This is a genomic window from Micromonospora ferruginea (genome assembly GCF_013694245.2).
Classification (GTDB): Bacteria; Actinomycetota; Actinomycetes; order Mycobacteriales; family Micromonosporaceae; genus Micromonospora; species Micromonospora robiginosa.
Window position 1 is genome coordinate 4,618,025 of record NZ_CP059322.2, and the last position, 23,775, is coordinate 4,641,799.

General features: G+C 72.4%; 24 protein-coding genes and 1 pseudogene. 9 read left to right on the forward strand and 16 right to left on the reverse strand.

Annotation, left to right across the window (positions count from 1 at the left end):
• The first annotated feature begins 6 nt into the window (after positions 1-6).
• Together glpX and H1D33_RS20045 are read left to right on the forward strand one after the other, a co-directional pair.
• Positions 7-1,038, forward strand: coding sequence for a class II fructose-bisphosphatase (gene glpX, locus H1D33_RS20040; protein ID WP_181571686.1), 1,032 nt, complete (start codon positions 7-9; stop codon positions 1,036-1,038).
• The gene (locus H1D33_RS20045) at positions 1,035-2,045 is read left to right on the forward strand and encodes a DMT family transporter (protein ID WP_181571685.1); all 1,011 of its coding nucleotides are present in this window, start codon (positions 1,035-1,037) and stop codon (positions 2,043-2,045) included. The genes glpX and H1D33_RS20045 overlap by 4 nt, the downstream gene beginning before the upstream one ends.
• A gap of 26 nt (positions 2,046-2,071) precedes the next feature.
• Here the strand turns inward: H1D33_RS20045 and H1D33_RS20050 are convergent, their stop codons facing one another.
• Positions 2,072-3,001, reverse strand: a complete 930-nt coding sequence (locus H1D33_RS20050; protein ID WP_181571684.1) for an NAD-dependent epimerase/dehydratase family protein — start codon at positions 2,999-3,001, stop codon at positions 2,072-2,074.
• A 140-nt stretch (positions 3,002-3,141) separates the two neighbouring features.
• On the opposite strand from H1D33_RS20050, the gene H1D33_RS20055 reads away from it, so the two are divergent.
• Complete coding sequence (locus H1D33_RS20055; protein WP_181571683.1) at positions 3,142-3,828, forward strand: TetR/AcrR family transcriptional regulator; 687 nt, start codon at positions 3,142-3,144, stop codon at positions 3,826-3,828.
• Between the two features lie 65 nt (positions 3,829-3,893).
• On the opposite strand, the gene H1D33_RS20060 is transcribed toward H1D33_RS20055, so the two are convergent.
• The 6 genes from H1D33_RS20060 to H1D33_RS20085 form a co-directional block, all read right to left on the reverse strand.
• Positions 3,894-4,862: an NAD(P)/FAD-dependent oxidoreductase gene (locus H1D33_RS20060; protein ID WP_181571682.1), complete on the reverse strand. Its 969-nt coding sequence runs from the start codon at positions 4,860-4,862 to the stop codon at positions 3,894-3,896.
• A 107-nt stretch (positions 4,863-4,969) separates the two neighbouring features.
• Complete coding sequence (locus tag H1D33_RS20065; RefSeq protein ID WP_181571681.1) at positions 4,970-5,629, reverse strand: rhomboid family intramembrane serine protease; 660 nt, start codon at positions 5,627-5,629, stop codon at positions 4,970-4,972.
• Positions 5,630-5,728: 99 nt separating this feature from the next.
• Complete coding sequence (locus H1D33_RS20070) at positions 5,729-6,430, reverse strand: aggregation-promoting factor C-terminal-like domain-containing protein (protein WP_181571680.1); 702 nt, start codon at positions 6,428-6,430, stop codon at positions 5,729-5,731.
• Positions 6,431-6,732: 302 nt separating this feature from the next.
• Positions 6,733-8,142, reverse strand: coding sequence for an RNA 5'-3' helicase PhoH2 (locus tag H1D33_RS20075; protein WP_181571679.1), 1,410 nt, complete (start codon positions 8,140-8,142; stop codon positions 6,733-6,735).
• Between the two features lie 262 nt (positions 8,143-8,404).
• Positions 8,405-8,830, reverse strand: coding sequence for a hypothetical protein (locus tag H1D33_RS20080; RefSeq protein ID WP_181571678.1), 426 nt, complete (start codon positions 8,828-8,830; stop codon positions 8,405-8,407).
• On the reverse strand, positions 8,827-9,168 hold the full coding sequence (locus tag H1D33_RS20085) for a hypothetical protein (RefSeq protein WP_091060782.1): 342 nt from the start codon (positions 9,166-9,168) through the stop codon (positions 8,827-8,829). Before H1D33_RS20085 ends, H1D33_RS20080 begins: the two co-directional genes overlap by 4 nt.
• A gap of 264 nt (positions 9,169-9,432) precedes the next feature.
• Between H1D33_RS20085 and H1D33_RS20090 the strand changes: the two genes are divergently transcribed.
• The 3 genes and pseudogenes from H1D33_RS20090 to otsB form a co-directional block, all read left to right on the forward strand.
• On the forward strand, positions 9,433-9,873 hold the full coding sequence (locus H1D33_RS20090) for an XRE family transcriptional regulator (protein WP_181571677.1): 441 nt from the start codon (positions 9,433-9,435) through the stop codon (positions 9,871-9,873).
• A 163-nt stretch (positions 9,874-10,036) separates the two neighbouring features.
• A complete protein-coding gene (locus H1D33_RS20095; protein WP_181571676.1) occupies positions 10,037-10,390 on the forward strand; it encodes a hypothetical protein in 354 nt (117 codons plus the stop codon).
• A gap of 69 nt (positions 10,391-10,459) precedes the next feature.
• Positions 10,460-11,266 (forward strand): annotated as a pseudogene (gene otsB, locus H1D33_RS20100) (trehalose-phosphatase); the annotation flags it as partial.
• Between the two features lie 181 nt (positions 11,267-11,447).
• Here otsB and H1D33_RS20105 read toward each other — a convergent pair.
• The 4 genes from H1D33_RS20105 to H1D33_RS20120 form a co-directional block, all read right to left on the reverse strand.
• A complete protein-coding gene (locus H1D33_RS20105; protein WP_181571675.1) occupies positions 11,448-12,218 on the reverse strand; it encodes an isoprenyl transferase in 771 nt (256 codons plus the stop codon).
• Between the two features lie 31 nt (positions 12,219-12,249).
• The gene (locus H1D33_RS20110; protein WP_181571674.1) at positions 12,250-13,428 is read right to left on the reverse strand and encodes a geranylgeranyl reductase family protein; all 1,179 of its coding nucleotides are present in this window, start codon (positions 13,426-13,428) and stop codon (positions 12,250-12,252) included.
• A gap of 77 nt (positions 13,429-13,505) precedes the next feature.
• Entirely contained in the window at positions 13,506-14,423 is a 918-nt protein-coding gene (locus tag H1D33_RS20115; RefSeq protein WP_307755224.1) for a hypothetical protein, read from the reverse strand.
• Positions 14,424-14,463: 40 nt separating this feature from the next.
• Positions 14,464-16,305, reverse strand: coding sequence for a phosphoenolpyruvate carboxykinase (GTP) (locus H1D33_RS20120; protein WP_181571672.1), 1,842 nt, complete (start codon positions 16,303-16,305; stop codon positions 14,464-14,466).
• A gap of 415 nt (positions 16,306-16,720) precedes the next feature.
• On the opposite strand from H1D33_RS20120, the gene H1D33_RS20125 reads away from it, so the two are divergent.
• Together H1D33_RS20125 and H1D33_RS20130 are read left to right on the forward strand one after the other, a co-directional pair.
• Positions 16,721-17,257, forward strand: coding sequence for a GtrA family protein (locus H1D33_RS20125; protein WP_181572661.1), 537 nt, complete (start codon positions 16,721-16,723; stop codon positions 17,255-17,257).
• A gap of 63 nt (positions 17,258-17,320) precedes the next feature.
• Positions 17,321-18,019 carry a GtrA family protein gene (locus H1D33_RS20130; RefSeq protein ID WP_181571671.1) on the forward strand — a complete coding sequence of 233 codons (699 nt, stop codon included), beginning with the start codon at positions 17,321-17,323 and terminating at the stop codon, positions 18,017-18,019.
• A 7-nt stretch (positions 18,020-18,026) separates the two neighbouring features.
• On the opposite strand, the gene H1D33_RS20135 is transcribed toward H1D33_RS20130, so the two are convergent.
• Together H1D33_RS20135 and H1D33_RS20140 are read right to left on the reverse strand one after the other, a co-directional pair.
• A complete protein-coding gene (locus H1D33_RS20135; protein ID WP_181571670.1) occupies positions 18,027-18,596 on the reverse strand; it encodes a PH domain-containing protein in 570 nt (189 codons plus the stop codon).
• Positions 18,597-18,743: 147 nt separating this feature from the next.
• The gene (locus tag H1D33_RS20140) at positions 18,744-19,625 is read right to left on the reverse strand and encodes a biotin--[acetyl-CoA-carboxylase] ligase (RefSeq protein ID WP_181571669.1); all 882 of its coding nucleotides are present in this window, start codon (positions 19,623-19,625) and stop codon (positions 18,744-18,746) included.
• A gap of 73 nt (positions 19,626-19,698) precedes the next feature.
• Here H1D33_RS20140 and H1D33_RS20145 point away from each other — a divergent pair, with 73 nt between their 5' ends.
• Positions 19,699-21,282: an acyl-CoA carboxylase subunit beta gene (locus H1D33_RS20145; protein ID WP_181571668.1), complete on the forward strand. Its 1,584-nt coding sequence runs from the start codon at positions 19,699-19,701 to the stop codon at positions 21,280-21,282.
• 68 nt (positions 21,283-21,350) lie between these two features.
• Here H1D33_RS20145 and H1D33_RS20150 read toward each other — a convergent pair whose 3' ends face one another.
• From H1D33_RS20150 to H1D33_RS20160, 3 genes are all read right to left on the reverse strand, one after another.
• Complete coding sequence (locus tag H1D33_RS20150; protein WP_181571667.1) at positions 21,351-22,220, reverse strand: hypothetical protein; 870 nt, start codon at positions 22,218-22,220, stop codon at positions 21,351-21,353.
• Positions 22,213-22,713, reverse strand: a complete 501-nt coding sequence (locus tag H1D33_RS20155) for an RNA polymerase sigma factor (RefSeq protein ID WP_181571666.1) — start codon at positions 22,711-22,713, stop codon at positions 22,213-22,215. Before H1D33_RS20155 ends, H1D33_RS20150 begins: the two co-directional genes overlap by 8 nt.
• A 63-nt stretch (positions 22,714-22,776) precedes the next feature.
• Complete coding sequence (locus H1D33_RS20160) at positions 22,777-23,760, reverse strand: ketopantoate reductase family protein (protein ID WP_181571665.1); 984 nt, start codon at positions 23,758-23,760, stop codon at positions 22,777-22,779.
• Positions 23,761-23,775: the final 15 nt, after the last annotated feature.

Below are 23,775 nucleotides of genomic sequence, written 5' to 3' on the forward strand. Positions count from 1 at the left end.
GCCGCCATGACAACCACCAGGACGCGGACGCCCCAGGATCTCGACCGCAATCTCGCCCTCGATCTGGTCCGGGTCACCGAGGCCGCGGCCATGGCCGCGGGCCGTTGGGTCGGCCGGGGCGACAAGGAGGGCGGTGACGGCGCCGCCGTCGACGCCATGCGCAAGCTGATCAACTCGATTCCGATGCGCGGCGTCGTGGTGATCGGCGAGGGCGAGAAGGACAACGCCCCGATGCTCTTCAACGGTGAGGAGGTCGGCGACGGCACCGGTCCCGAGGTGGACGTGGCGGTCGACCCGATCGACGGCACCACCCTGATGAGCAAGGGCATGCCGAACGCGCTCGCGGTGCTCGCGGTCGCCGAGCGGGGCGCGATGTTCGACCCCAGCGCGGTCTTCTACATGGAGAAGCTGGCCGTCGGCCCGATGTACGCCGACGTGGTCGACATCGACGCCGGGCCGGTGGAGAACATCCGCCGGATCGCCAAGGTCAAGGGCACCGACACCGCCGACGTGACGGTCTGCGTGCTGGACCGGCCACGACACGACGACCTGGTCAAGCAGATCCGGCGTACCGGCGCCGGCATCCGGTTGATCTCCGACGGCGACATCGCCGGCGCCATCGCGGCCGCCCGCGGCGAGTCCGACATCGACGTGCTGATGGGCATCGGTGGCACCCCCGAGGGCATCACCGCGGCCTGCGCGCTGAAGTGCATGGGCGGCATGTTGCAGGCCAAGCTCTGGCCGAAGGACGCTGCCGAGCGGGAGAAGGCGCTCGCCGCCGGGCACGACCTGGACCGGGTGCTGTTCACCGACGACCTGGTCACCGGCGACAACTGCTTCTTCGTCGCCACCGGCGTCACCTCCGGCGACCTGCTGCGGGGCGTGCGCTACCGGGCCGGTGGGGCGTACACCCAGTCGATCGTGATGCGCTCCAAGAGCGGCACGATCCGGGTCATCGACTCCTACCACCGGCTGGAGAAGCTCGCCCTCTACTCGTCCGTCGACTTCGACGGGCGTCCGCTGGCCGAGCAGGAGTGACGACGACCGGGACGGCGACGCCGCCGACGCTGTCGACCGGGAGGCGGATCGCCGGCGTCGGGCTGGCCACCGCCTCCGGCGTGATGGTGGCCCTCCAGTCCCGGATCAACGGCGAGTTGGGCGTACGGCTGGCCGACGGCATCGCCGCGGCGGTGGTGTCGTTCGGCCTGGGCCTGCTGATCCTGTTGGTGCTGGTCCCCGCCACCCGAGGTGGCCGGCGGGGACTGGTCGCCCTGCGCCGCGCGCTGCGCGCCGGCACGTTGCGCCCGTGGCAGTGCCTGGGCGGGGTGTGCGGTGCGTTCCTGGTGGCCACCCAGGGGCTGACCATCGGCGCGCTCGGCGTGGCCGTGTTCACCGTCGCGGTGGTGGCCGGGCAGTCCGGCAGCAGCCTGCTGGTCGACCGGGCCGGCATCGGCCCGACCGGCCGGCAGCCGGTCACCCCGAACCGGCTCGTCGGCGCGCTGCTCACCGTGGTGGCCGTCGTGCTGGCGGTGGGCGACCGGCTCGGCGACCCGGGCGCGCTGGCGCTGGCCCTGCTGCCGTTGGCGGCCGGCGTGGGCATCGCCTGGCAGCAGGCGGTGAACGGCCGGGTCCGGGCGGCGGCCGGCAGCGCGGTGACGGCCACGCTCGTCAACTTCGCCGTCGGCACGGTGGCGCTGCTCGCCACGTTCGCGGTGGAGGTGGCGGTGCGGGGCCGGCCGGCCGGCGGCCTGCCGGGCGAACCGTGGCTCTATCTGGGCGGTCCGATCGGCATCGTGTTCATCGCGCTGGCCGCCGCGCTGGTCCGGTTCACCGGCGTGCTGCTGCTCGGCCTGGCCACCATCGCCGGGCAGATCGTCGGGGCGGTGCTGCTGGACGTGGCGCTGCCGACCGAAGCGTCGCACCCGGGCGTGCGGACGGTGCTCGGCGCTGGGCTGACCCTCGTCGCCGTGCTGGTCGCCGCCTTCGGCGGCGGTAAGGCGGGGGCCCCGCTTAACGCTTTCGGTAGAGGCGGGGGCCCCGCTTAACACGAGGCGTTAAGCGGGGCCCCCGCCTAACGAGCGGTCGGGGCGCGCAGGCCGGTGACGATCTCGTCGACGACCTTGTCCAGCGGCGTCGGGTCGATGGCGAGCGTGGTGGTGGCGGCACTGGAGTCGAGCACGAACGGCCGGCTGAACTGGTGCGCGGTCTCGCGCAACTCCCGGGCGAACGGGTTGACCACGCCGGCCGCCCAGAGCAGCGGGTAGGGCATCCGGGTCAGCTTCGGCGCGGGCGCGCCGGCCCGGGCCGCCGTCCGGTCGGCCAGCTCACGCATGGAGACCGCCGGCGCGCTGGGCACGTGCCAGGCCCGCCCCCATGCCCGCGGGTCGGTGGCGGCGGCGACCAGGGTACGGGCGACGTCCGGGACGTACGTCCAGGTGTGCGGGGCGTCCCAGTCGACCGGGAGGAGCACCCGCTGCCCGGCGAGCACCCGGGGCAGCACCATCATGGCCAGCGAGGTGCCGCCGACGCCGACGTAGTCGGAGCCGCGTACCTCGGTGATCCGAGCCTGACCGGCGCGGTGCGCGGCCAGGGCGTCGGTCCACATCCGGTTGCGGACCCGGCCCTTGATGCCGGTGGCGGCGAGCGGGGTGGCCTCGGTCATCGGCGCGTCGACCGGGCCGTAGCCGTAGAGGTTGCCGACGGTGGCGAGCACCGCGCCGCTGCGTCCGGCAGCGGTGAGCAGCGCGGCGGCCAGCGGCGGCCAGTCCGTCGCCCACCGGTGGTAGGGCGGGTTGGCGCAGTTGTGCAGCGCGACCGCGCCCTCGGTGAGCGCGGTGAGCCGGTCGGCGTCGCCGGCGTCGGCGGCGATCCGCTCGACCGCCGGGTGGTCGGGGCCGGTGCCGCGGCGGGTGACCACCCGCACGCGGTCGCCGCGCTCGACGAGGAGGCGGGCGGTGGCGGTGCCGACGGGTCCGGCGCCGACGATCACGTGCAGGGCCATGGTGGGTCCACCTTCGCTGAAGCAGTAGTCCGAATGGAGAGCACCGCTCTCGAAGAAAAGCATGACTCAGCGTTCGCGCAAAAGTCAAGAGCAGTGCTCTCTGTTTTGATTGCCGCTCTCACCCGTGGCACAGTGGGGGCATGGTCGCTCCCTCGTTCCGCGCCCGGGTCCGCGCCGGCATGATCGACGAGATCAAGGCGGTCGCCCGCCGGCACCTGGCCACCGACGGCGCCGACCTCTCGCTGCGCGCCGTCGCCCGGGACATGGGCATGGTGTCCTCGGCGATCTACCGCTACTTCCCCAGCCGCGACGACCTGCTCACCGCGCTGATCCTGGAGGCGTACGACGCGCTCGGTGACGCGGTCGAGACGGCCGACGCCGCCGCCGACCAGGGCGACCTGCGCGGGCGCTGGCTCGCCGCCGGCCGCGCGGCCCGCGCCTGGGCGCTGGCCCACCCCGCCGAGTACGCGCTGCTCTACGGCAGCCCGGTCCCCGGCTACGCGGCGCCCGACGACACGGTCGCGCCGGCCCAGCGCCCCCCGATGACGTTGATCGGGATCCTGTGCGACGGGGTGGCCACCGGCCGGCTCGCCCCGCCGGACGACGACCTGCCCGAGCCGCTGCGCGGTGACGTGGCCGAGCTGGTCGACCAGATCGGGGTGGCGCTGCCGCCCGCGTTGATGGCGCGCGGGATGGCCGGCTGGACGCAGCTCTTCGGGCTGATCAGCTTCGAGCTGTTCGGCCGGATCAACCGGGCGTTGCCGCACCGCGACGAGTACTTCGACCACCAGCTCGCCCTGGCGGCCGACCTGGTCGGCCTGCCGTGAACGCCTGCGGCGGCTGTTAAGCGGGGGCCCCGCCTCTACCGGAGGCGTTAAGCAGGGGCCCCTCCTTACGTGCCGTCGGAGGAGTGGCCGGGGAAGAGGTGCGCGGTGGGGTCGATGGCGACCGCCGCGTTGTTGACCGCGGTCGCCGCCTCGCCGAAGCCGGTGGCGATCAGTCGGACCTTGCCCGGATATTCGGTGATGTCGCCGGCGGCGAACACCCGGGGCAGGTTGGTGGCCATGGCGCTGTCCACCAGGATGTGCCGCCGGTCGAGGGCGAGCCCCCACTCGGCGAGCGGGCCCAGATCGGCGGTGAAGCCCAGCGCGGCCACCACCGTGTCCACCGGCAGCGTCTCCGCGGCGCCGCCGCGTACGGTCAGCTCGGCGCCGGTGACGCGCTCCTCGCCGTACAGCCTGGTCACCTCGGCGTTGACCACGACGCGCACCGGCAACCCGCGGACCCGCTCGACGGTGGCCGCGTGCGCGCGGAACCGGTCCCGCCGGTGCACGAGCGTCACCGACCGGGCCAGCGGGGCGAGCGTGGCCGCCCAGTCGAAGGCCGAGTCACCGCCGCCGACGATGAGCACGTGCCGGTCGGTCAGCTCGGTCGGCTGCGGCACGAAATAGACGATGCCGCCACCGGTGAAGCTGTCCGCGACCGGCAGCGGCCGGGGCGTGAAGCTGCCCAGCCCGCCGGTCACCACCACCGCGCCGCAGCGCATCTGCTCGCCGCCGGCCAGCCCGAGGACCGGCCGCCCGTCGAGGTGGGCGAGCTTCTCCGCGCGTACGCCGAGCAGGTAGTCGGGGTGGAACGGCGCGGCCTGGGCGACCAGGTTCGCGACCAGCTCCCGGCCCTTCACGGCGGGGAAGCCGGCGACGTCGAGGATCAGCTTCTCCGGGTACATCGCGGTGACCTGCCCGCCCGCCTCGGGCAGCGCGTCGATCACGGCCACCGAGAGCCCACGGAAGCCGGCGTAGTAGGCGGCGAAGAGCCCGGCCGGGCCGGCCCCGATCACGGCGACATCGACCTCGCGCATGGCGTACCGTCACTTTCCGCCCGGGATGGATCAACGGGTGCTGATGCCGACGGTAGGCGGACGGGTGGCGGTGGGCAAGCACGTCCCGCCGATGGACGAACGCGTCGTCAGGGGAAGGTGACCGGCGGTGACCCGAGCCGGTCGTGCGCGCCGCTGTCGGACCGACGGCGGAACAGGATCGCCGCGACCACGCCGCCGAGCAGCCCGAACAGGTGGCCCTGCCAGGAGATCCGCTCGTCGGTGGGGAGGATGCCCAGCAGTTGCCAGCCGTAGAGCAGCCCGACCAGCAGCACCACGGCGAAATTCCACCAGCTCCGCTCCACCACGCCCCGGGTGATCAGGACGCCGAGGTAGCCGAAGATCACCCCGCTCGCGCCGACCACCACCGAGGTGGGCGAGCCGGTGAACCACACGCCCAGGCCGCTGACCAGGATGATCACCGCGGTGGACCAGAGGAACCGGCGGGTGCCGGCGGCCAGCACGAACGTGCCGAGCAGGATGAGCGGGATGCTGTTGCTGTAGAGGTGGTTCCAGCCGGCGTGCAGGAACGGCGAGAAGAAGACGCCGTCCAGGCCCTGGATCCGGTGCGGGATGATGCCGGCGGTGACGTCGAGGTTGAGGCGCAGCCCGACGTCGAGCGCCTCGATGAGGAACAGCACCGGCACGACCGCGCACATCGCGACGAAGGCCCGGCCGAGCGACGCGTAGAACGCGTCTGTGCCGAACCGGTGGGGGTCTCCGCCGCGAGGGCCGTCCTGCCAGGTCACCCACCAAGAGCTATCAGTAAATGCGGCCGGCCGCCAGTCGAGGGGGCGAACGACGACGGCGGGACACGCGGATCACCGCGCGTCCCGCCGTCGGTCGGATCAGTACCAGCCCTCGCTCTGCGACTGCTGCCAGGCGCCGCACGGGGTGTCGTAGCGGCCCTTGATGTAGCCGAGACCCCACTCGATCTGGGTGGCGGGGTTGGTCCGCCAGTCGTCGGCCACCGAGCCCATCTTGCTGCCGGGCACGGCCTGCGGGATCCCGTACGCGCCGGAGCTGCTGTTCGAGGCCTTCGGGTTCCAGCCGCTCTCCTTCGTCCAGAGCTTGTCCAGACAGGGGAACTGGTCGATCCCGAAGCCCTTGTCGAGCATGACGGCACAACCGATCTTCCGGTTGCCGCTGTACTCCGCGCACGAGGCCGGGATCGGCCCGTCGTACGGCTTCGCCTTGGCGTCGGCGGTCGCCTTGGCCTCGGCCTCCGCCGCGTCCCGCTCCTTCTTGCGGTTCGCGGCGGCCGCCTCGGCCGCCTTGGCCCGCTCGGCGGCTTCCTTCGCCGCCGCCGCGGCCCGCAGCTTGGCCTGGTACTCGGCGGCCCGCTGCTTCGACGACTGCAGGCGATGGTCGGCCTGCCGTTCGCGCTGGTAGGTGTATTCGGCCTGGTCGACCTCGCGGCCGACCTGCGCGGTCAGACCCTGCTCTTGGGTCTGACGATCTTCGCCCAGGTAGAAACCGCCGGCAACGCCCACGGAGAGCAGCGCGACAGCGGCCGTACGGGCGCCGAACCGGCTCCACAGCCGACTCACGAAGTTTCCCTTCGTCGGAGGCAGGGACACGGCACCACGCGTGGCCTGGTTACGGCCGCGCCCGGGTGCCGCAAGCGCCCCGCCCCGCCGGTCTCGACCGGCGCGCCGGCCCTCGTGGCTCCCGCCGTCCGTGGCGGAGAATGCTCGACGAGGGCCCGGCGCGAATGGGGCTCCAGACACCGGAGTTGTCGGTGACGCTCGATGGACACCATCGCGCACGGTGAGGCGGGTGGGAAACCGCGGAGGGCAAAAGTGATCTGCGCCACATTTAAAATGCGGACGAAGTAGGACAAATAGGCGAGTCAGCCCGGGATGTCCTCCAGCAGGTCGGTGACCATCGCGGCGATCGGAGATCGCTCCGATCGGCTGAGGGTGACGTGCGCGAAGAGCGGATGGCCCTTCAGCGCCTCGATCACCGCGGTCACCCCGTCGTGCCGGCCCACCCGGAGGTTGTCGCGCTGCGCCACGTCGTGGGTGAGCACCACCCGCGAACCCTGGCCGATCCGGGACAGCACGGTGAGCAGGACCCCCCGCTCCAACGACTGGGCCTCGTCGACGATGACGAACGCGTCGTGCAGGCTCCTACCCCGGATGTGGGTGAGCGGCAGCACCTCCAGCAGCCCGCGCGAGGTGACCTCCTCCAGCACGTTCTCGTGCACCACCGCGCCGAGCGTGTCGAAGACCGCCTGGGCCCAGGGCGACATCTTCTCCGACTCCGAGCCGGGCAGGTAGCCGAGTTCCTGGCCGCCGACCGCGTACAGCGGGCGGAAGACGATCACCTTCTTGTGCCGCCGGCGCTCCATCACCGCCTCCAGGCCGGCGCAGAGGGCCAGGGCCGACTTGCCGGTGCCGGCCCGGCCGCCCATCGAGACGATGCCGATCGACTCGTCCAGCAGCAGGTCCAGCGCGATCCGCTGCTCGGCCGACCGCCCGTGCAGGCCGAACGCCTCGCGGTCGCCACGCACCAGCCGCACCGTCTTGTCGGGCAGCACCCGGCCGAGCGCCGAGCCGCGCGCCGAGTGCAGCACCAGCCCGGTGTGGCAGGGCAGCCCCGCCGCGGCGTCCAGGTCCAGCGCGTCGCCCGCGTACAGCCGGCCGATCTCCTCCTCGGCCAGCTCCAGCTCGGCCATCCCGGTCCAGGTCGGGTCGCTGGCCTGGCCGTGCCGGTACTCGTCCGCGCGCAGGCCGACCGACGCCGCCTTCACCCGCAGCGGCATGTCCTTGCTGACCAGCGTCACCTCACGCCCCTCGGCGGCGAGGTTGAGCGCCACCGAGAGGATCCGGGCGTCGTTCGACTCGTTGCGGAAGCCGGGCGGCAGCACGCCGTCGTCGGTGTGGTTGAGCTCCACCCGCAGCGTCCCGCCCTGGTCGTTGGCGGGCACCGGCCGGTCCAGCCGGCCGTGCCGCACCCGCAGCTCGTCCAGCATGCGCAGCGACTGGCGGGCGAACCAGCCGAGTTCGGGATGGTGCCGCTTGCCCTCCAGCTCGGAGATGACCACCAGCGGCAGCACCACCTCGTGCTCGGCGAAGCGATGGAACGCCGCCGGGTCGGAGAGCAGGACGGAGGTGTCCAGCACGAATGCCGGGCCCGATGGTCGAGGCTCCTCGGTGGCGGCAGCGGCGGCGGTGCGCCGGCTGCGGGTGGTCCGACGGGTCGTGGCGGTCGCGGCCGGGGTCTGGTCGGCACCGGCGGGGGTACGGCGAGTGGTCACAGGCCTGCTCCGCGGGTGGGCACCCGGCCACCCGAGTTCCGCCTCTTCCGGTGCCCGGCGGACACGGGGTCGGATGCGGGCCCCGTGCGCGAGGTCGCAGGTCCGGGCTGTCCGGATGGCCCGGGAAAACCCCGTGCCATGCCTAGACGCTAATCCCCGTGGGCCCGCGCGGCTAGGGGTCCGGATGGATCTCCGATGAACGCGGGAGAAAGTGGCCGGGATGCATGCCCCCTGCGCGCATCCCGGCCGGTCAGGTGGGGCCTCAGCCGGTGCGGCGGACCAGGGTGCCGGCCCGCGGCCCGGCGGCCGTCGCGGCGAACGAGGACCCGGTGTACGTGGTGCCCACGCGGGCGGCCGAGCCGCCGAGCTGGGCGGTCGCGGTGACCCGTACGGCCGGGGCGCCGGGGCGGGCGGTGACCGCCGCCGGCACGGTGGTGCCGCCGAACGGCGTGGACGCCCGCCCGACCGACGTCACCACGGTCGGCGCGGGACCGGAGAGCGCCGAGGCGATGGCGGCCTGGGCGTCCCGGCGGCGGCGGTTCCAGGCGCCCCGGTCGCCGTCGAAGTAGCCCTGCCGGTAGCCGAACCGGTAACCGATCCGGTAGCTGAGCTGGCCGTGCAGCCGACCGGCGGCGTAGCAGGTGGAGCCGAGGACCAGGACCAGCACGACGGCGAGGAAGGGGCTCACCGCTCGTCCGCCCCGGGCAGCGGGTCGACCACCAGCAACCGTTCCAGGTCGTCGGTGCCGACCTCCTCGACCAGCTCGACGCTGATCCGGCAGCCGTCGAGGATCACCTCGGCGACGGACGCCCGGCGGATCTCGCCGCCGGAGTCGTAGACACGCACGCTCAGTTCGGGACAGCCGAGGTGGGTACGCCAGGCGTCCCACTCCCCCCGGTCACCGACGCTCAGCGAGAGGTACCGGCAGCCCCGGGCGAGATAGAGGCGCCACGGGGCGCTCAACCCGGCGGAGACTCCGTCCGCGATCAACCCGAACGCCTGGGCACGGGTCGCGAGCTCGGTCACGAAACCCCCTCCGCAACCGCGGAGTGACGCATGTGAGCACTCGTCGTCTCAAGCACGTGACACACCGTAAGTTGTCTCATGAGCGTGACAGTATCAGCTTTCCGTCCGTTTGCGACTGCACTCGTGTCTATCTATTCTGCCCGGGTGGCACCCCTCAGAAGCAGCTCTGGATCGTTTACCGGCGAACCCGGATCGACGTCACGTCTGCGTGACACCAGCGCGCCGAGCCACCCCGCAACGACCGACTGGCCGTACCGTCACGGGGTGAGTGAGACGGCCAACGCACGGAAGATCGCTTTCGCCACCTTCGTCCGCCGCGCGCTGGACGACGCCCGCGCCATGCGGGCCTGGAGCGGCACCGAGGTCTCCCGGCGCACCGGCGTCTCCCGGCAGACCATCAACCGCTGGGTCCGCGGCGACTGGGCCAGCGACCCCGAGGCCGAGCGCGTGGTCGCCTTCTGCGAGGGGCTCGGGCTCGACCCGACCGGCGCGTTCACGGCGCTCGGCTGGGACCGGGCGACCGGCTCCCGCGCCGCCCCCACGCCGCCGCCGATGGACCCCGACGTCGAGGCGCTGCTGCGCCGGCTGGTCGACCCGAACGTCTCCGAGGCGGAGAAGTTCCACATTCGAGAAACCATTCGTTACCTCGCATATCGCCCGACTCTTCCGGCAAATGTCCGAAATCGAGGGAAACAGGCGGGGTAGTTCCTCAGATGGCGAAAGAACGGAAGGTCAGTCCCGATCGTTTCGCCTCGGGGACGGATCGGACCGGCTAGCGTCCACGTTTGTACTGCTAAGGGCTCGTCGTCGGCGGGGGGACGGGACACAGCCGAACCCAGCCCTGCGGGACAGAAGGAGGGGTCTGTCCATGACCCTGAAATGGTTGGCAGTCGTGGTCGCGGTGGTGTCGGTGACATCCTGCGTGACCGGCAACGTGGTGGTCGGTGTGCTGAACGGCGGGCAGCTTCCCCTGGTCGTCAATCTCCTCACGCTCACCACGGCCGGCACAGCGGTGATCATCGCCGTCGTCGCCGAGTTGCACGACCGGCTCAACGACCGGGTCAGCGCGCTCACCGAGTTCCTGGTGGCGCGGCTCAACGAGATCGAGGCGCACACCGGCGACCGGAACACCGGCTTCGTGGAGGGCTACCTGCTCAGCCACGGGCCGGAGGCGGCCGTGGTGCCGTTCGGGCGCCGGGGAAGAGGAGCCGCCGAACGCTGACCACCGCGTCGCCTCGACGTCACATCTCGGCCACGAATACGCCGCCCGGCGCGGGGTACGCTGTCGCGCGTGCCGCCGTTGAATCTGGGCAACCAGCCGCCGAAGACTCCGTTGGACGCCGAGCACGCCTGGCGTGCCACCGCCGCCCGCGCTGGTGACGTCGTGCTCTTCTTCGACTTCGACGGCACACTCGCGCCGGTCGACGACGACCCCACCGCGGTCCGGCCCGCGCCGAAGGTGCTCGCCGCGCTGGAGGCGCTCGCCCCCCGGGTACGCCGGATCGCCATCGTCTCCGCGCGCCCGGTCGATTTCCTCCGCGACCACCTGGGCGGCCTCGCCGGCGTCGACCTGTATGGGCTCTACGGCCTGGAGCACAGTCACTCCGGCGGCGAGACGGTCACCGAGCCGGCCGCCCTGCCGTGGGTGCCGACCATGGCCGAGCTGGCCGCACAGGCCGAGGCCGAGCTGCCGCCCGGCGCGCTCGTCGAGTTCAAGCGGCTCTCCGTCGCGCTGCACTGGCGCACCGCCCCGCAGCTCGGCGACGTGGTGCAGGAGTGGGGCCGGGCCCGGGCCGAGCGGCTGGGCCTGCGCTGCCAGGCCGGCCGCATGGTGCTGGAGTTGAAGCCCCCGGTCGACCGGGACAAGGGCATGGTCATCGGCGAGACGGTCCGGGACGCCGGCGGCGCCTGGTACTTCGGCGACGACGTGTCCGACATCAAGGCCTTCGCCGCGCTGCGCGCCCGCGCCGCCACCGACCCCGACTTCCTGGGCGTCTGCGTGGCCGTCGCCAACCCGGAGACCGGCCACGAGGTCGCCGACGCCGCCGACCTCACGCTCGACTCCCCGGCCGCCCTGGGCGACTTCCTCACCGCCGCCCTCCCCACCTCACCTAACCCACCCCACCCCCGCTCCACCCCACCCCGCTCCACCCCGCCCCACCCCTCGGCGATCTTGCACTTGCTGCCCGGGCAAAGCCGGCATGAGCCCCATATCGAGGGCCGAATGTGCAAGATCGACGGGGAGACAGGCCGAGGGAGAGGGGAGAGGGGAGAGGGGGTCAGACGCCGTAGCGGCGTTGGCGGGTGGCGTAGGAGCGCAGGGCGCGGAGGAAGTCGACTTTGCGGAAGTCGGGCCAGTTCAGCTCGCAGAAGTAGAACTCCGAGTGCGCGCTCTGCCAGAGCATGAAGCCGGAGAGCCGCTGCTCGCCACTGGTCCGGATGATCAAGTCCGGGTCGGGTAGGCCCTTGGTGTAGAGGTGCTCCGAGATGTCGTCCACGTCGATCGTGGTCGCCAGCTCCTCCAGCGTGCCGCCGTGCGCCGCGTGCTCCAGCAGCAGCGAGCGGACCGCGTCGGCGATCTCGCGCCGGCCGCCGTACCCGACGGCGATGTTGACCTGAGCCCCGCCGTCGCGGTCCCGGGTGCGCTCGGCGGCGCCCTTCAGCGCCGCCGCGTGCTGCGCCGGCAGCACATCGAGCGCGCCCACCATGCGCAGCCGCCAGGGGTTGCCCTCCTCGGCCAGCTCGCTGGTCAGGTCCTCGATGATCTGGAGCAGCGGGTCCAGCTCGGCGGCCGGCCGGGAGAGGTTGTCGGTGGAGAGCAACCAGAGCGTGACGTGGCCGACGCCGGCCGCGTCGCACCAGCGCAGCAGCTCCTTGATCCGCTCGGCGCCCATCCGGTGGCCGTCGTTCGGATCGACGAAGCCCATCTCCCGGGCCCACCTGCGGTTGCCGTCGCACATCACACCGACGTGCGCGGGCACGGGCTTGCCCGCGAGCTTCGCCGTCAACCGGCGCTCGTACACGGAGTAGAGAAGTTTCCGCAGAGTCATCACCTTGCAGGGTAGCGACCCACGACGAAGATCAGTGCCGCGGTGGCGCATAGCGGGACGGCCGGTCGTTTCCGGGCCGCCGTGGCCGCGGCACGCCGGCGGCGATCGCAGCGAGCGTGCGGGCGTCCAGGCGGCCGTCACCGAGGCCCAGCTCCACCACCGTCCGGTAGACCCGCTCGTCCCGGCCGGCGGCGCCGATCACCGCGTCCACCACCCACCGCCGCCGGGCCAGCCAGGCCGCCGCCGAGCTGTGCCGCAGGTGGGTGCCGAGCCGCTCGCGCAGCGCGACCGCGTACCGGCGGGCCGCGTCGGCGGGCGCCTCAGCCGCCGCCGCCCCGGCCAGCGCGCCGGAGCGCAACGCGTAGAAGATGCCCTCGCCGGTGAACGGGTTGATCAACGACAGCGCGTCGCCGGCCAGCAGCACCCGGCCCCGGCCCGGCGCCGGCCGGTGGGTGGAGAGCGGCAGGTGGTGGGCCCGCAGGTCGGTCACCGTGGTCGGGTCGGTGCCGGGCAGCAGCGCGGCCATCCGGTCCAGCAGGTGCGCACGGGTCAGCGGCTCGCCGCGCAGCACCTCCCCGTACCCGACGTTCGCGCGGCCGTCCCCGATCGGAAAGGCCCAGGCGTACGCGGGCCAGCGCGCCGACGAGGTGACGATGAGCTGCTCGGGCGGCCCCGGTGGCGCGGGCGCGTAGCCCCGGATGGCGAGCGCCAGGTGCCGGTCCGGGTTCACCGGGTGCCCGAGCGCCCGGCGCAGCACGGAGCCGGCGCCGTCCGCCCCGACCACCGCCCGGGCGACCAGTTCGCCGTCGAGGACCACCCGGTCGCCGGCCACCTCCACCCGGCGGACGGTGTGCCGCCGCAGTTCGGCCCCGCCCGCGACCGCGGCCCGCACCAGACGCGCGTCGAACACCTTCCGGGGCACCGTGTACGCCGGCCGGGGCAGCGGCCGGGCCACCGTGCCGCCACCGGGCCCGACCAGGCGCAACGCCGGCAGGGGCGGGTATCCGTCGACGGCACCGGTCACCCCCAGCTCGGCGAGGACGTCCAGCGCGTGCGCGGCGATGCCGTCGCCGCACGCCTTGTCGCGCGGGAAGTCGGACCGATCGAGCAGCAGCACCCGCGCCGCCCCGGCCCGCCGCGCCCCGAGCGCCGCCGCCGCCCCGGCCGGCCCCGCCCCCACCACCACGACGTCCCACCCGGAACCACCCACCCCACATCCTCCCCGCCACACCCCTCCTCCCGACCCCACCGCGCCCGCCCAGACCGTCGATCATGAAGTTAGCGGCGTCAACGGAGATCAAATTTGCCGCTAACTTCATGATCGACGAGATCGGGTCGGCGGGTCGGAGGGTCAGGGGGCGGGGTGAGGCGGGTAGCGCGGTGGAGGGACCAGAGGCAGAGGGTCGCGGCGGTCAGCAGGGGGGCGCCGTCACGGACCAGGCCGTCCACGCCGAGCAGCCACCAGCAGAGCGGGAGGTCCAGCGCGAGGACGCCGAGCGTCACCATCACCAGCGCCCGGGTGGCCCAGCCCTTGCCGCGCAACAGGAAGGCGGTGCAGAACAGCACCGCGTAGCTGGCCGCGATGCCGGCACCGATCCAGAACAGCACCGCCGGCACGGCGGCGATCCCGCCGTCCAGCAGCGACCCGGTCGCCACCAGCGCCGGCACCAGCATCAGCGGGCTGTAGGTGAACGCGGCGACCCGGGCGGTCAGCAGCCACCCGTTCGCCTGCGGGCGCTTCGGCGCCACCTCGCGCCAGGAGATCGTCCCGCCCTCGACCACGAGGCCCTTGCGGTGCCGGACCAGATGGCCGCGGATCGTGTCGGAGCGGTAGAGCAGCACCACCACGGCGACGCAGAGCGCGGTGAGCGCGGCGAACCCGAGCAGGCCGGGCAGCGCGGGCACGCCCTGCCGCGGGACGACCAGCCGGCCCACCGCGAAGACCGTCGTCACGGCCAGGATCAGCCCGAACGGCCGGGCCGCCACCCGCCCCCGGTTGACGTGCCCGATCAGGATCAGGAAACCGAGCGAGCGGAGCATCGCCCAACCGGTGCGCACGGCGAGGCCGAACTCCTGCTCCGGGGCGTACCAGTAATTGAGCAGCTCGACCACGACGGTGGCCGCCGCGGTCACGGCGAGCAGGGTGGTCAGCGCCCGGACGGCGGACGGCCGCCGGACCTCGACAGGTGCGGCGGCCGTCCTCATGGCATCCGATGGTGCCCGGTACGGGCCATCGGCACACCTGCTACTTCTGCGGCTCCACGTCCAGGCGGGCGCGCAGCGCGTCCAGCTCGGCCCAGAGCACGCCGGGCAGCTTGTCCCCGAACTTCTCGAACCACTCGGTGACCAGCGGCAGCTCCTTGCGCCACTCCTCCGGGTCGACCTTCAGGGCGATCCGGACGTCCTCCGGGGTCATGTCGAGGCCCTCGATGTCCAGCGCGTCCTGCGCCGGCACCATGCCGATCGGGGTCTCCACCGCGTCGGCGGTGCCCTCCAGCCGCCCGATGACCCACTTGAGCACGCGGGAGTTCTCGCCGAAGCCCGGCCAGAGGAAGCTGCCCTCGGCGTCCTTGCGGAACCAGTTCACGTAGTAGATCTTGGGCAGCTTGGCCTCGTCGCCGTCGGTGCCCTTGCCCATCTCGATCCAGTGCCGGAAGTAGTCACCGGCGTGGTAGCCGATGAACGGCAGCATGGCCATCGGGTCGCGGCGCACCACGCCGACCGCGCCGGACGCGGCGGCGGTGGTCTCCGAGGAGAGCGTGGCGCCCATGTAGACCCCGTGCACCCAGTCCCGCGCCTCGGTGACCAGCGGGACGGTGTCCCGGCGCCGGCCACCGAACAGGATGGCGTCGATCGGCACGCCGTTCGGGTCGAAGTAGTCGTCGGCCAGGATCGGGCACTGGGTGATCGGGGTGCAGAACCGGCTGTTCGCGTGCGAGGAGAGGTTCTCGCTCTCCGGCGTCCAGTCGTTGCCCTTCCAGTCGATCAGGTGCGCCGGCGGCTCACCCATGCCCTCCCACCAGATGTCGCCGTCGTCGGTGAGGGCCACGTTGGTGAAGACCGAGTTTCCGCGGTCGAGCGTCCGCATGGCGTTGGCGTTGGTCTTCCAGTCGGTGCCGGGCGCGACGCCGAACAGGCCGTACTCCGGGTTGATCGCGTAGAGGCGGCCGTCCGGGCCGAACCGCATCCAGGCGATGTCGTCGCCGATGGTCTCGACCTTCCAGCCCGGGATGGTCGGCTCCAGCATGGCGAGGTTGGTCTTGCCGCAGGCCGACGGGAACGCGCCGGCGATGTGGTAGACCTTGCCCTCGGGCGAGGTGATCTTGAGGATCAGCATGTGCTCGGCGAGCCAGCCCTCGTCGCGCCCCATCACGCTGGCGATCCGCAGCGAGTAGCACTTCTTGCCGAGCAGCGAGTTGCCGCCGTAGCCGGAGCCGTAGGACCAGATCTCCCGGCTCTCCGGGAAGTGCGAGATGTACTTGGTCTCGTTGCACGGCCAGGCCACGTCCTGCTGACCCGGGGCCAGCGGGGCGCCGATCGAGTGCAGCGCGTGCACGAAGTCGGCGTCGTCGCCCATCGCCTCCAGGATCGCCGACCCCATCCGGGTCATGATCCGCATCGAGGCGACCACGTACGGGCTGTCGGTGATCTCGACGCCGAACATCGGGCTCTCGGCCTCGACCGGGCCCATGCAGAACGGAATGACGTACATGGTGCGACCGCGCATGCTGCCGCGGTAGAGCTCCGTCATCGTCCGCTTCATCTCGGCCGGCGCCATCCAGTTGTTGGTGGGGCCGGCGTCCGCCTCGTCGACGGAGCAGATGAAGGTGCGCTCCTCGACCCGGGCGACGTCCGTCGGGTCCGTTCGCGCGTAGAACGAGTTGGGCTTCTTCTCGGGGTTCAGCCGGATCAGGGTGCCGTTCTCGACGAGCTCGTCGGTGAGGCGACGCCACTCCTCGTCGGACCCGTCCACCCAGACCACCCGCTCCGGGGTGGTCAGTTCCGCGACCTCACGAACCCAGGCGAGCAGTTTGGGGTGGGACGTCGGGGCCTGATCGATACCCCGAACAGCAGCCGGAGCAACCATGTCACATCTCCTTGTGGTCGACGCTGACCGATCTATGGGATGCACGATTTCTGGCGGGCGAGGCGCCGCCGTCGTGGAAACCTGGGATTGGGCTCAGCGTAAACCGGGCTGCCTCCCCAGTCAGTGGGACTGGTTGTGAAGAACTGCACAAGGTACGGCCACGCTGCGGCATCGCGATCTGATACCCGCTTTCGCGCGCAGTTTCACGCAAATCCTGCGGTGAACCTCCACCGGCCCGGTTCCGAAGCCGCCCCACCCATTCGCACGGTCGGTTACGCTGCGATCACGGATATCTGAAACGGGCGACCCCGCCGACCGCCGGCAGACGACCGCCGGCGAAGTTGCCGTGGCCGACTCGCCGTTGCAGGCGGCCCGGGTTGGGCGCAACCGGTACTCTCTGCGGGTGGCCGCGACGATGACCGGGGACCAACCGGGGGCTCCGCCGACCCGTCGGGGTCTGATCGGAGCACTGCTCCACCGCTTCGGCCACCTCATCCACGAGCTGAGCAAGTTCGCCACCGTCGGCGGCGTGGCCTTCCTCGTGGACTTCGCGCTCTTCAACTACCTGTCGAGCGGGCGCGGCATGCCACCGCTGGTGGCGAAGACCATCTCCACCGTGGTGGCCGCGACCGTCGCCTTCATCGGCAACCGGTTCTGGACCTGGCGGCACCGGCAGCGCTCCCACCCCGCCCGTGAGTACGCGCTGTTCTTCTTCTTCAACGGGGTGGGCCTCGGCATCGCGGTGGCCTGCCTGGCGATCAGCCACTACGGGCTCGGCGCGCTCTGGCCGCGGATGTTCCAGACCCCGCTGGCCGACAACCTCGCCAGCTTCGTCGTCGGCACCGGCCTGGGCACGCTGTTCCGGTTCTGGTCGTACCGACGGTTCGTCTTCGTCGAGGCGGGAACTCCCCCCGTTCCGGCACCGAGCCACGACCGAGAGTCCGGGGCGTGACGCACCGCCCATCCCGACCCGCCGGGCCGAGCCGGCCCTGCCCACTGCCCTAAGGTGTTTCGCATGCCTGGAGTCCGTCTGCTGCCCGAGCGCTGGCAGAAGTTCATCCACGAGGCGCTCACATTCGGCATCGTCGGCGGCATCAACACCGTCATCAATTACGCGGTGTTCAATGCGCTGGCACTCACGGTCTTTCGGGACGGTCAGCTCAAGGCGACCGTGATCGCCACCGTGGTGGCGACCATCACGTCGTATCTGATGAATCGGCACTGGACGTACCGGGATCGGCCGAAATCAGCGCTACGGCGGGAATACATCCTTTTCTTCCTTTTCAACGGCGCCGGCCTGCTCATCGAACTCGGCGTCCTGGCCCTGGCCAAGTACGGCCTCGGCGTGCACGGCCTGCTCGCGCTGAACGTGGCGAAGACCATCGGTGTCCTGCTGGCCACGCTGTTCCGCTTCTGGTCCTACCGCACGTTCGTCTTCCAGCCGGTGCCCAAGCACGCCGAGGAGACCTGGCACACCGTCCCCCGGGACGAGTGGGACAACGTCGCCGAGATGGACCCGGTCGCCGAGCTGGCCGAGTCCGTCAGCGAACTGGAGGAGGAAGAGCCGCCCCTGGGCGCGAACCGCCCCGGGAGCGACTACACCCCGCCGCAGGGCCGCGCCGCGCCCGCCGACGCGGCCCTGGGCGGTGCGCTCGGGACCGACCTGGACGCCGAACTCGCCGCCGAACTGCGCCCCCGCCGCGCCCGCCGCTGAGCGGCGCTCAGGAGGGGTCGCGGAGCGACTTGCCCTCGGCCATGTCGGCCAGGATCTCGCGCATCTCGCCGTCGCCCAGGCTGTGCTTGTCGTGGTGCGCCTCGACCAGCTCGTAGAGCTTGGTCTGCACCCGGTCCACGTGCGGCACGTCGGCGAGCACCGACTGGCCCCGCTCACCGGCCGACTCGATGGTCAACGTGCCGCAGCCCAGGATCCGCTCCAGGAACCGCTGGTGCATGGCGTGGTCGTTGATCCGGGTCAGTGGCAGGTCCCGCCGGTTGCGGGAGAACACCCCCTCCTGGAGCAGCACGCGCTCGTTGGTGAAGAGGTAGTGCGTGGTGCGCCAGACCAGGAACGGCCACAGGCCCAGCCACAACGCCAGCACCAGGCCGAGCCCGGCGATGACGTAGAGCGCGATGGTGCCGCCGTCGCCGTCGGGCAGCAGGAGCCAGCCCGCGACCACCGCCGCGACGGTGAGCACCAGCACCAGGATCGGCCGGATCAGGGCCTTCCAGTGCGGGTGCAGGTGCAGCACGACGTGCTCGTCCTCGGTGAGCACGTCTTCGGGGAACGCCACTTCGAACCTCCTCGCGGGAACCGGACGCGCTGACCGTAACCGGTCAGGGCATCCCGGCGGCATCGGCCGCGCGGGCGGCGGGTGCGGCGGCGGGTGTTAAGCGGGGGCCCTTCCTCTACCGGAAGCGTTAAGCGGGGGCCCCTCCTTTCACCGCAGGTACAGGACGTCGCCGGCGGCCAGGCGGAGGGGGGCGCCGTCGGTGGTGGTGGTGACCAGGAGTTGGCCGTCGGGGTCGACGCCGGTGGCGGTGCCGTGCACCTCCCGGCCGTCCGGCAGCAGCACCCGCACCTGGCGGCCGATCGTGGCGCACCCGGCCAGGTAGGCGTCCCGCAGCCCGCTGGCCACCGCGTCGCCCCCGGCGGCGCGCCAACGCTCGTACCAGTCGGCGAGCGAGCGCAGCAGCGACCGCAGGAGCGGGTCACGGTCGGTGGCGGTGGCGCCGGCCAGTTGGAGCGAGGTGGCCGGCAGGCCGGTCGGGTTCTCCGGCAGCTCGTCGGCGCGCAGGGTCACGTTCAGCCCGACGCCGACCACGATCGCCGGCGGCCGGGCGTCGCCGTCACCCGGCACCACCTCGGCCAGCACGCCGGCGCACTTCGCGCCGTCCACCAGCAGGTCGTTGGGCCACTTCAGCCGGGCGTCCACCTCGGCCAGCAGGCGCACCGCCTCGACCAGCGCGACACCGGCGAGCAGCGGCAGCCAGCCGTACCCGGTGACCGGCACCGGCGACCAGCCGCGCTCGGTGACCACCTCGCCGGGCCGGAGCAGGACGCTGGCCGCGATGCCGGCGCGCGGCGGCGACTCCCAGACCCGGCCGCGCCGGCCCCGGCCGGCACTCTGCCGCTCCGCGACCACCACCAGGCCCTCCGGTTCGCCGGCCCGCGCCTCGGCCACCACGTCGGCGTTCGTCGAACCGGTCTCGGCCAGCAGTTCGAGACGGCGCCAGGGCCCGTGCGGCGCGACCAGCGCGCGGCGCAGCCGGGCCGCGGACAGCGGCGGGCGATCCAGGTCGGTGTACGGCGAGCCGGGCATCGGACCAGCCTACGGCGCGGGGTGAGGCGCACTGCACAACCTCACCCACCTGAACCATCGTTATATTCCCTGGGTGACTATCGAGACCGGGACCAACATCCACACGACCGCCGGCAAGCTGGCGGACCTGGAGCGACGGCTCGACGAGGCGGTGCACGCCGGATCGGCGCGCGCGGTCGAGAAGCAGCACGCGCGGGGCAAGAAGACCGCTCGGGAGCGGATCGACATGCTCCTCGACGAGGGTTCCTTCGTCGAGCTGGACGAGTTCGCCCGGCACCGCTCGACCAACTTCGGGCTGGAGCGGACCCGCCCGTACGGTGACGGCGTGCTGACCGGCTACGGCACCGTGGACGGCCGGCAGGTCTGCGTCTTCGCGCAGGACTTCACCGTCTTCGGCGGTTCGCTCGGCGAGGTCTTCGGCGAGAAGATCGTCAAGCTGATGGACCTGGCCATGAAGATCGGCTGCCCGGTCGTCGGCATCAACGACTCCGGCGGCGCGCGGATCCAGGAGGGCGTCGCGTCGCTCGGCCTCTACGGCGAGATCTTCTTCCGCAACGTGCGGGCCAGCGGTGTCATCCCGCAGATCTCCCTGATCATGGGCCCGTGCGCGGGTGGCGCGGTCTACTCCCCGGCGGTCACCGACTTCACCGTGATGGTCGACCAGACCTCGCACATGTTCATCACCGGCCCCGACGTGATCAAGACGGTCACCGGTGAGGACGTCGGCATGGAGGAGCTGGGCGGCGCCCGCACCCACAACGCCCGCAGCGGCAACGCGCACTACCTCGGCACGGACGAGGAGGATGCGATCGAGTACGTGAAGGCGCTGCTGTCGTACCTGCCGTCGAACAACCTGGACGAGCCGGTGGTGTTCGACGCGCCGGCCGAGCTGGCGGTCACCGACTCCGACCGGGAGCTGGACACGCTGATCCCGGACTCGGCCAACCAGCCGTACGACATGCACCGGGTCATCGAGCACGTGCTCGACGACGGCGAGTTCCTGGAGGTGCAGCCGCTCTACGCGCAGAACATGGTGGTCGGCTTCGGCCGGGTCGAGGGCCGCCCGGTGGGCGTGGTGGCCAACCAGCCGATGCAGTTCGCCGGCACGCTCGACATCGCCGCGTCGGAGAAGGCGGCCCGCTTCGTGCGCACCTGCGACGCGTTCAACGTGCCGGTGCTGACGTTCGTGGACGTGCCGGGCTTCCTTCCCGGCACCGGGCAGGAGTGGGACGGCATCATCCGGCGCGGCGCGAAGCTCATCTACGCGTACGCCGAGGCCACCGTCCCGAAGGTCACCGTCATCACCCGCAAGGCGTACGGCGGCGCGTACGACGTGATGGGCTCCAAGCACCTCGGCGCGGACCTCAACTTCGCCTGGCCGACCGCGCAGATCGCGGTGATGGGCGCGCAGGGCGCGGTGAACATCCTCTACCGTTCCGAGCTGGCCGACGCCGAGGACCCGGCGGCGGTGCGGGCCGAGAAGATCGCCGAGTACGAGGACACGCTCGCCAACCCGTACATCGCGGCCGAGCGCGGCTACGTCGACGGGGTGATCCCGCCGCACGAGACGCGGACCCAGATCGTCCGCGCGCTGCGGGTGCTGCGCACCAAGCGCGAGACGTTGCCGCCGAAGAAGCACGGCAACATCCCCCTGTAGGTGTAAGGAGGGGCCCCCGCTTAACGCCTCCGGTATAGGCGGGGCCCCTTCTTAACACTCGGGCCGGCTCAGCAGCTCGGGTTGGCGGCGACGCACATCCGTTGGGCTGCGGCCCGGGCCAGGTCACGCAGTTGCGACTCGGTGCCCCCGGCGCGGTTCTGCAACACGCTGACCAGGTCACCGACGCGCACCACCGCACGGTCGGCGGGCGGTGGCGGATCACCGAGCGGCGCCCCGGTGTCCAGCCGGCGCGCCTGGCTGACGGTGTGCCGGACGAGCACCGACTCGTCGCCGGCGAAGCCCCGGTCGATCTCCTGCCACGAGTGGACGACCTCCGCGGCGACGGTCCGACCCTGCCACGCCGTCGGGCCGCTCGCCCGCCACTGCCGGCACGGCCCGAGCAGCGCCGGCAGCCCGTCGAAGAGCCGGTCGGCGCGGTCCGGGGCCACCCGGTAGAGGTCCTGCGTGGCGAGCATCTGACCCTCCCGCTGGTCACCGACGTCGGGCCGGTCCCGGAGCAGGGTCACCGAACGGGAGTAGCGGGACTGTTCCCAGGTCGTCGCCAGCCCCTGGTCCTGCCGACAGACCTCCACCATCCGATCCAGACGGATCTCCTCGCCGAGACCCGCGTCGTTCCACGGCCGCGCGATGGCGGGTCGCAGGTCGGAGGCTTGCAGCAGCGCGTCGGCGGGCACCTCGGTGGCGATCCAGGCGGTCGCCGACGGGCCGGCGGCGACCGGCGCCGCGGTCGGTCGGTCGACCCGCCCGGTCGCCACGAGCGCGACGCCGGAGGTGAGTGCCAGCACCGCCACCGCCGCCACCACCGCCCGCCTGTTCCGCCGGCGGGCGGTGGCCCGCAGGTCGGCCGGGTCGGCCCAACGCACGGTGTGCAGGTTCCGCTGCACCAGTTCGATGAACGTCAGGTTGTCGTCACGCATCCGCGGGCTCCTCCAGATCCACGACCGCGAGCAGTTCGGCCAGCGCGGCCCGACCTCGGGACAACCGCGCCTTGACCGTGCCGACCGGTGCCTCGGTCTCCCGGGCCACCTCGGCGACCGGCATGCCGACCAGGTAGTAGAGGGCGATGGCGACGCGTTGCTCCTCGGGTAGCTGCCGCAACGCCGCCACCACCTCCACCGTCTCCGTGCCCGGGGCGGGGATGCTCTCCTGCGCCCCGTGCCGCAGGTAGGCCCGGGCGCGGCTGCGCAGGCTGCGCCACCGGCTGACCGCGATCCGGCTGGCCACCACCCGCACCCAGGCCTCCGGGTCGTCGTAGCCCCGCACCGTCGCCCATCGCTGCCAGGCCCGGATGTACGCCTCCTGCACGGCGTCCTGCGCCTCGGCGAGGTTGCCGGTGAGCACGAAGACGAACCCGAGCAGTCGCTGACGGCTGCCCAGGTAGAACTCGTCGAACCCGTCGACGTCCGGCACGCTGTCGCCTCCCCCGTGGTGGTCGCAGGAGAGACGCCTGCCGCACCGGGCGCGGTTGCCCGCTCAGCCGACCAATTTCGCCAGCTCCCGCACATCGAAGGAGCCGGCCGGGATCCGGTCGCGGACGGCCCGGCGCACGGCGGCCTGCACCGCCGCGTTGACCGGGGTGGGTACGCCGTGCAGCCGGCCGAGCAGCACGATCTCGCCGTTGAGGTGGTCGGCCTCGGCCGAGCCGGCGCCCCGGGCCAGGCTCTGCCAGGTGGAGCCGCCGGATCGGGGCTCGCCGTCGACCGGCCGGTGCGACACCAGGTCGCCGCGTTCGGCGGCCTCCTCCGCACGGGTGGTGTGCGCGATGCCGGCGGCGGCCAGCGCCGCCTCGCCCTCGGCGCGTACCCGCTGCGACAGGTGCTCGGGCACGTCCCGGCCGAGCAGCGCCTGGAGGCCGTTGCCGAGGTTGGCCAGCAGCTTGCCGTACTTCCAGCGCATCACGTCGTCGCGGACCGGGGCGACGAAACCGGCGGCGGTCAGGTCGGCCGCGATCGCCCGGGTGGCGTCGTCGGCGCCGGTCGGGTAGCGGCCCAAGTGCAGCATGCCCGGGTGCGGGTCGCCGTTGGCGACCACCACGCCCGGCTCCAGGTGGGTGGCGGGCAGCCACACGCAGACCGGGTGCACCCGGGCGAAGAGCCGCAACGCGGCCGGTTCGTTCGCCACCCCGTTCTGGGCGAGCACGACCGGCAGCCGCTCGCCGGCCGTACCGCCGCCCTCGACCGGCGCGTCCGCCCAGCCGGTCAGTGCGGCGGCGGTGTCCTGCGACTTCACGGTGAGGACCAGGACGGTGTCGGCCGGCAGCGGCGGCCCGTCCGGGCCGCCCACCGCCGGCAGCTGGCCGGTCACCGTGCCGTCGGGGCGCCGCAGCGTCAACCCCCGCTCGCGTACCGCGTCCAGGTGCGCGCCGCGGGCCACGAGCGTCACGTCCCGGCCGGCCTCGCCGAGGAGTACGCCGATGGTGCCGCCGACCGCGCCGGCCCCGATAATCACGTATCGCATCTGTCCGATTCTGCC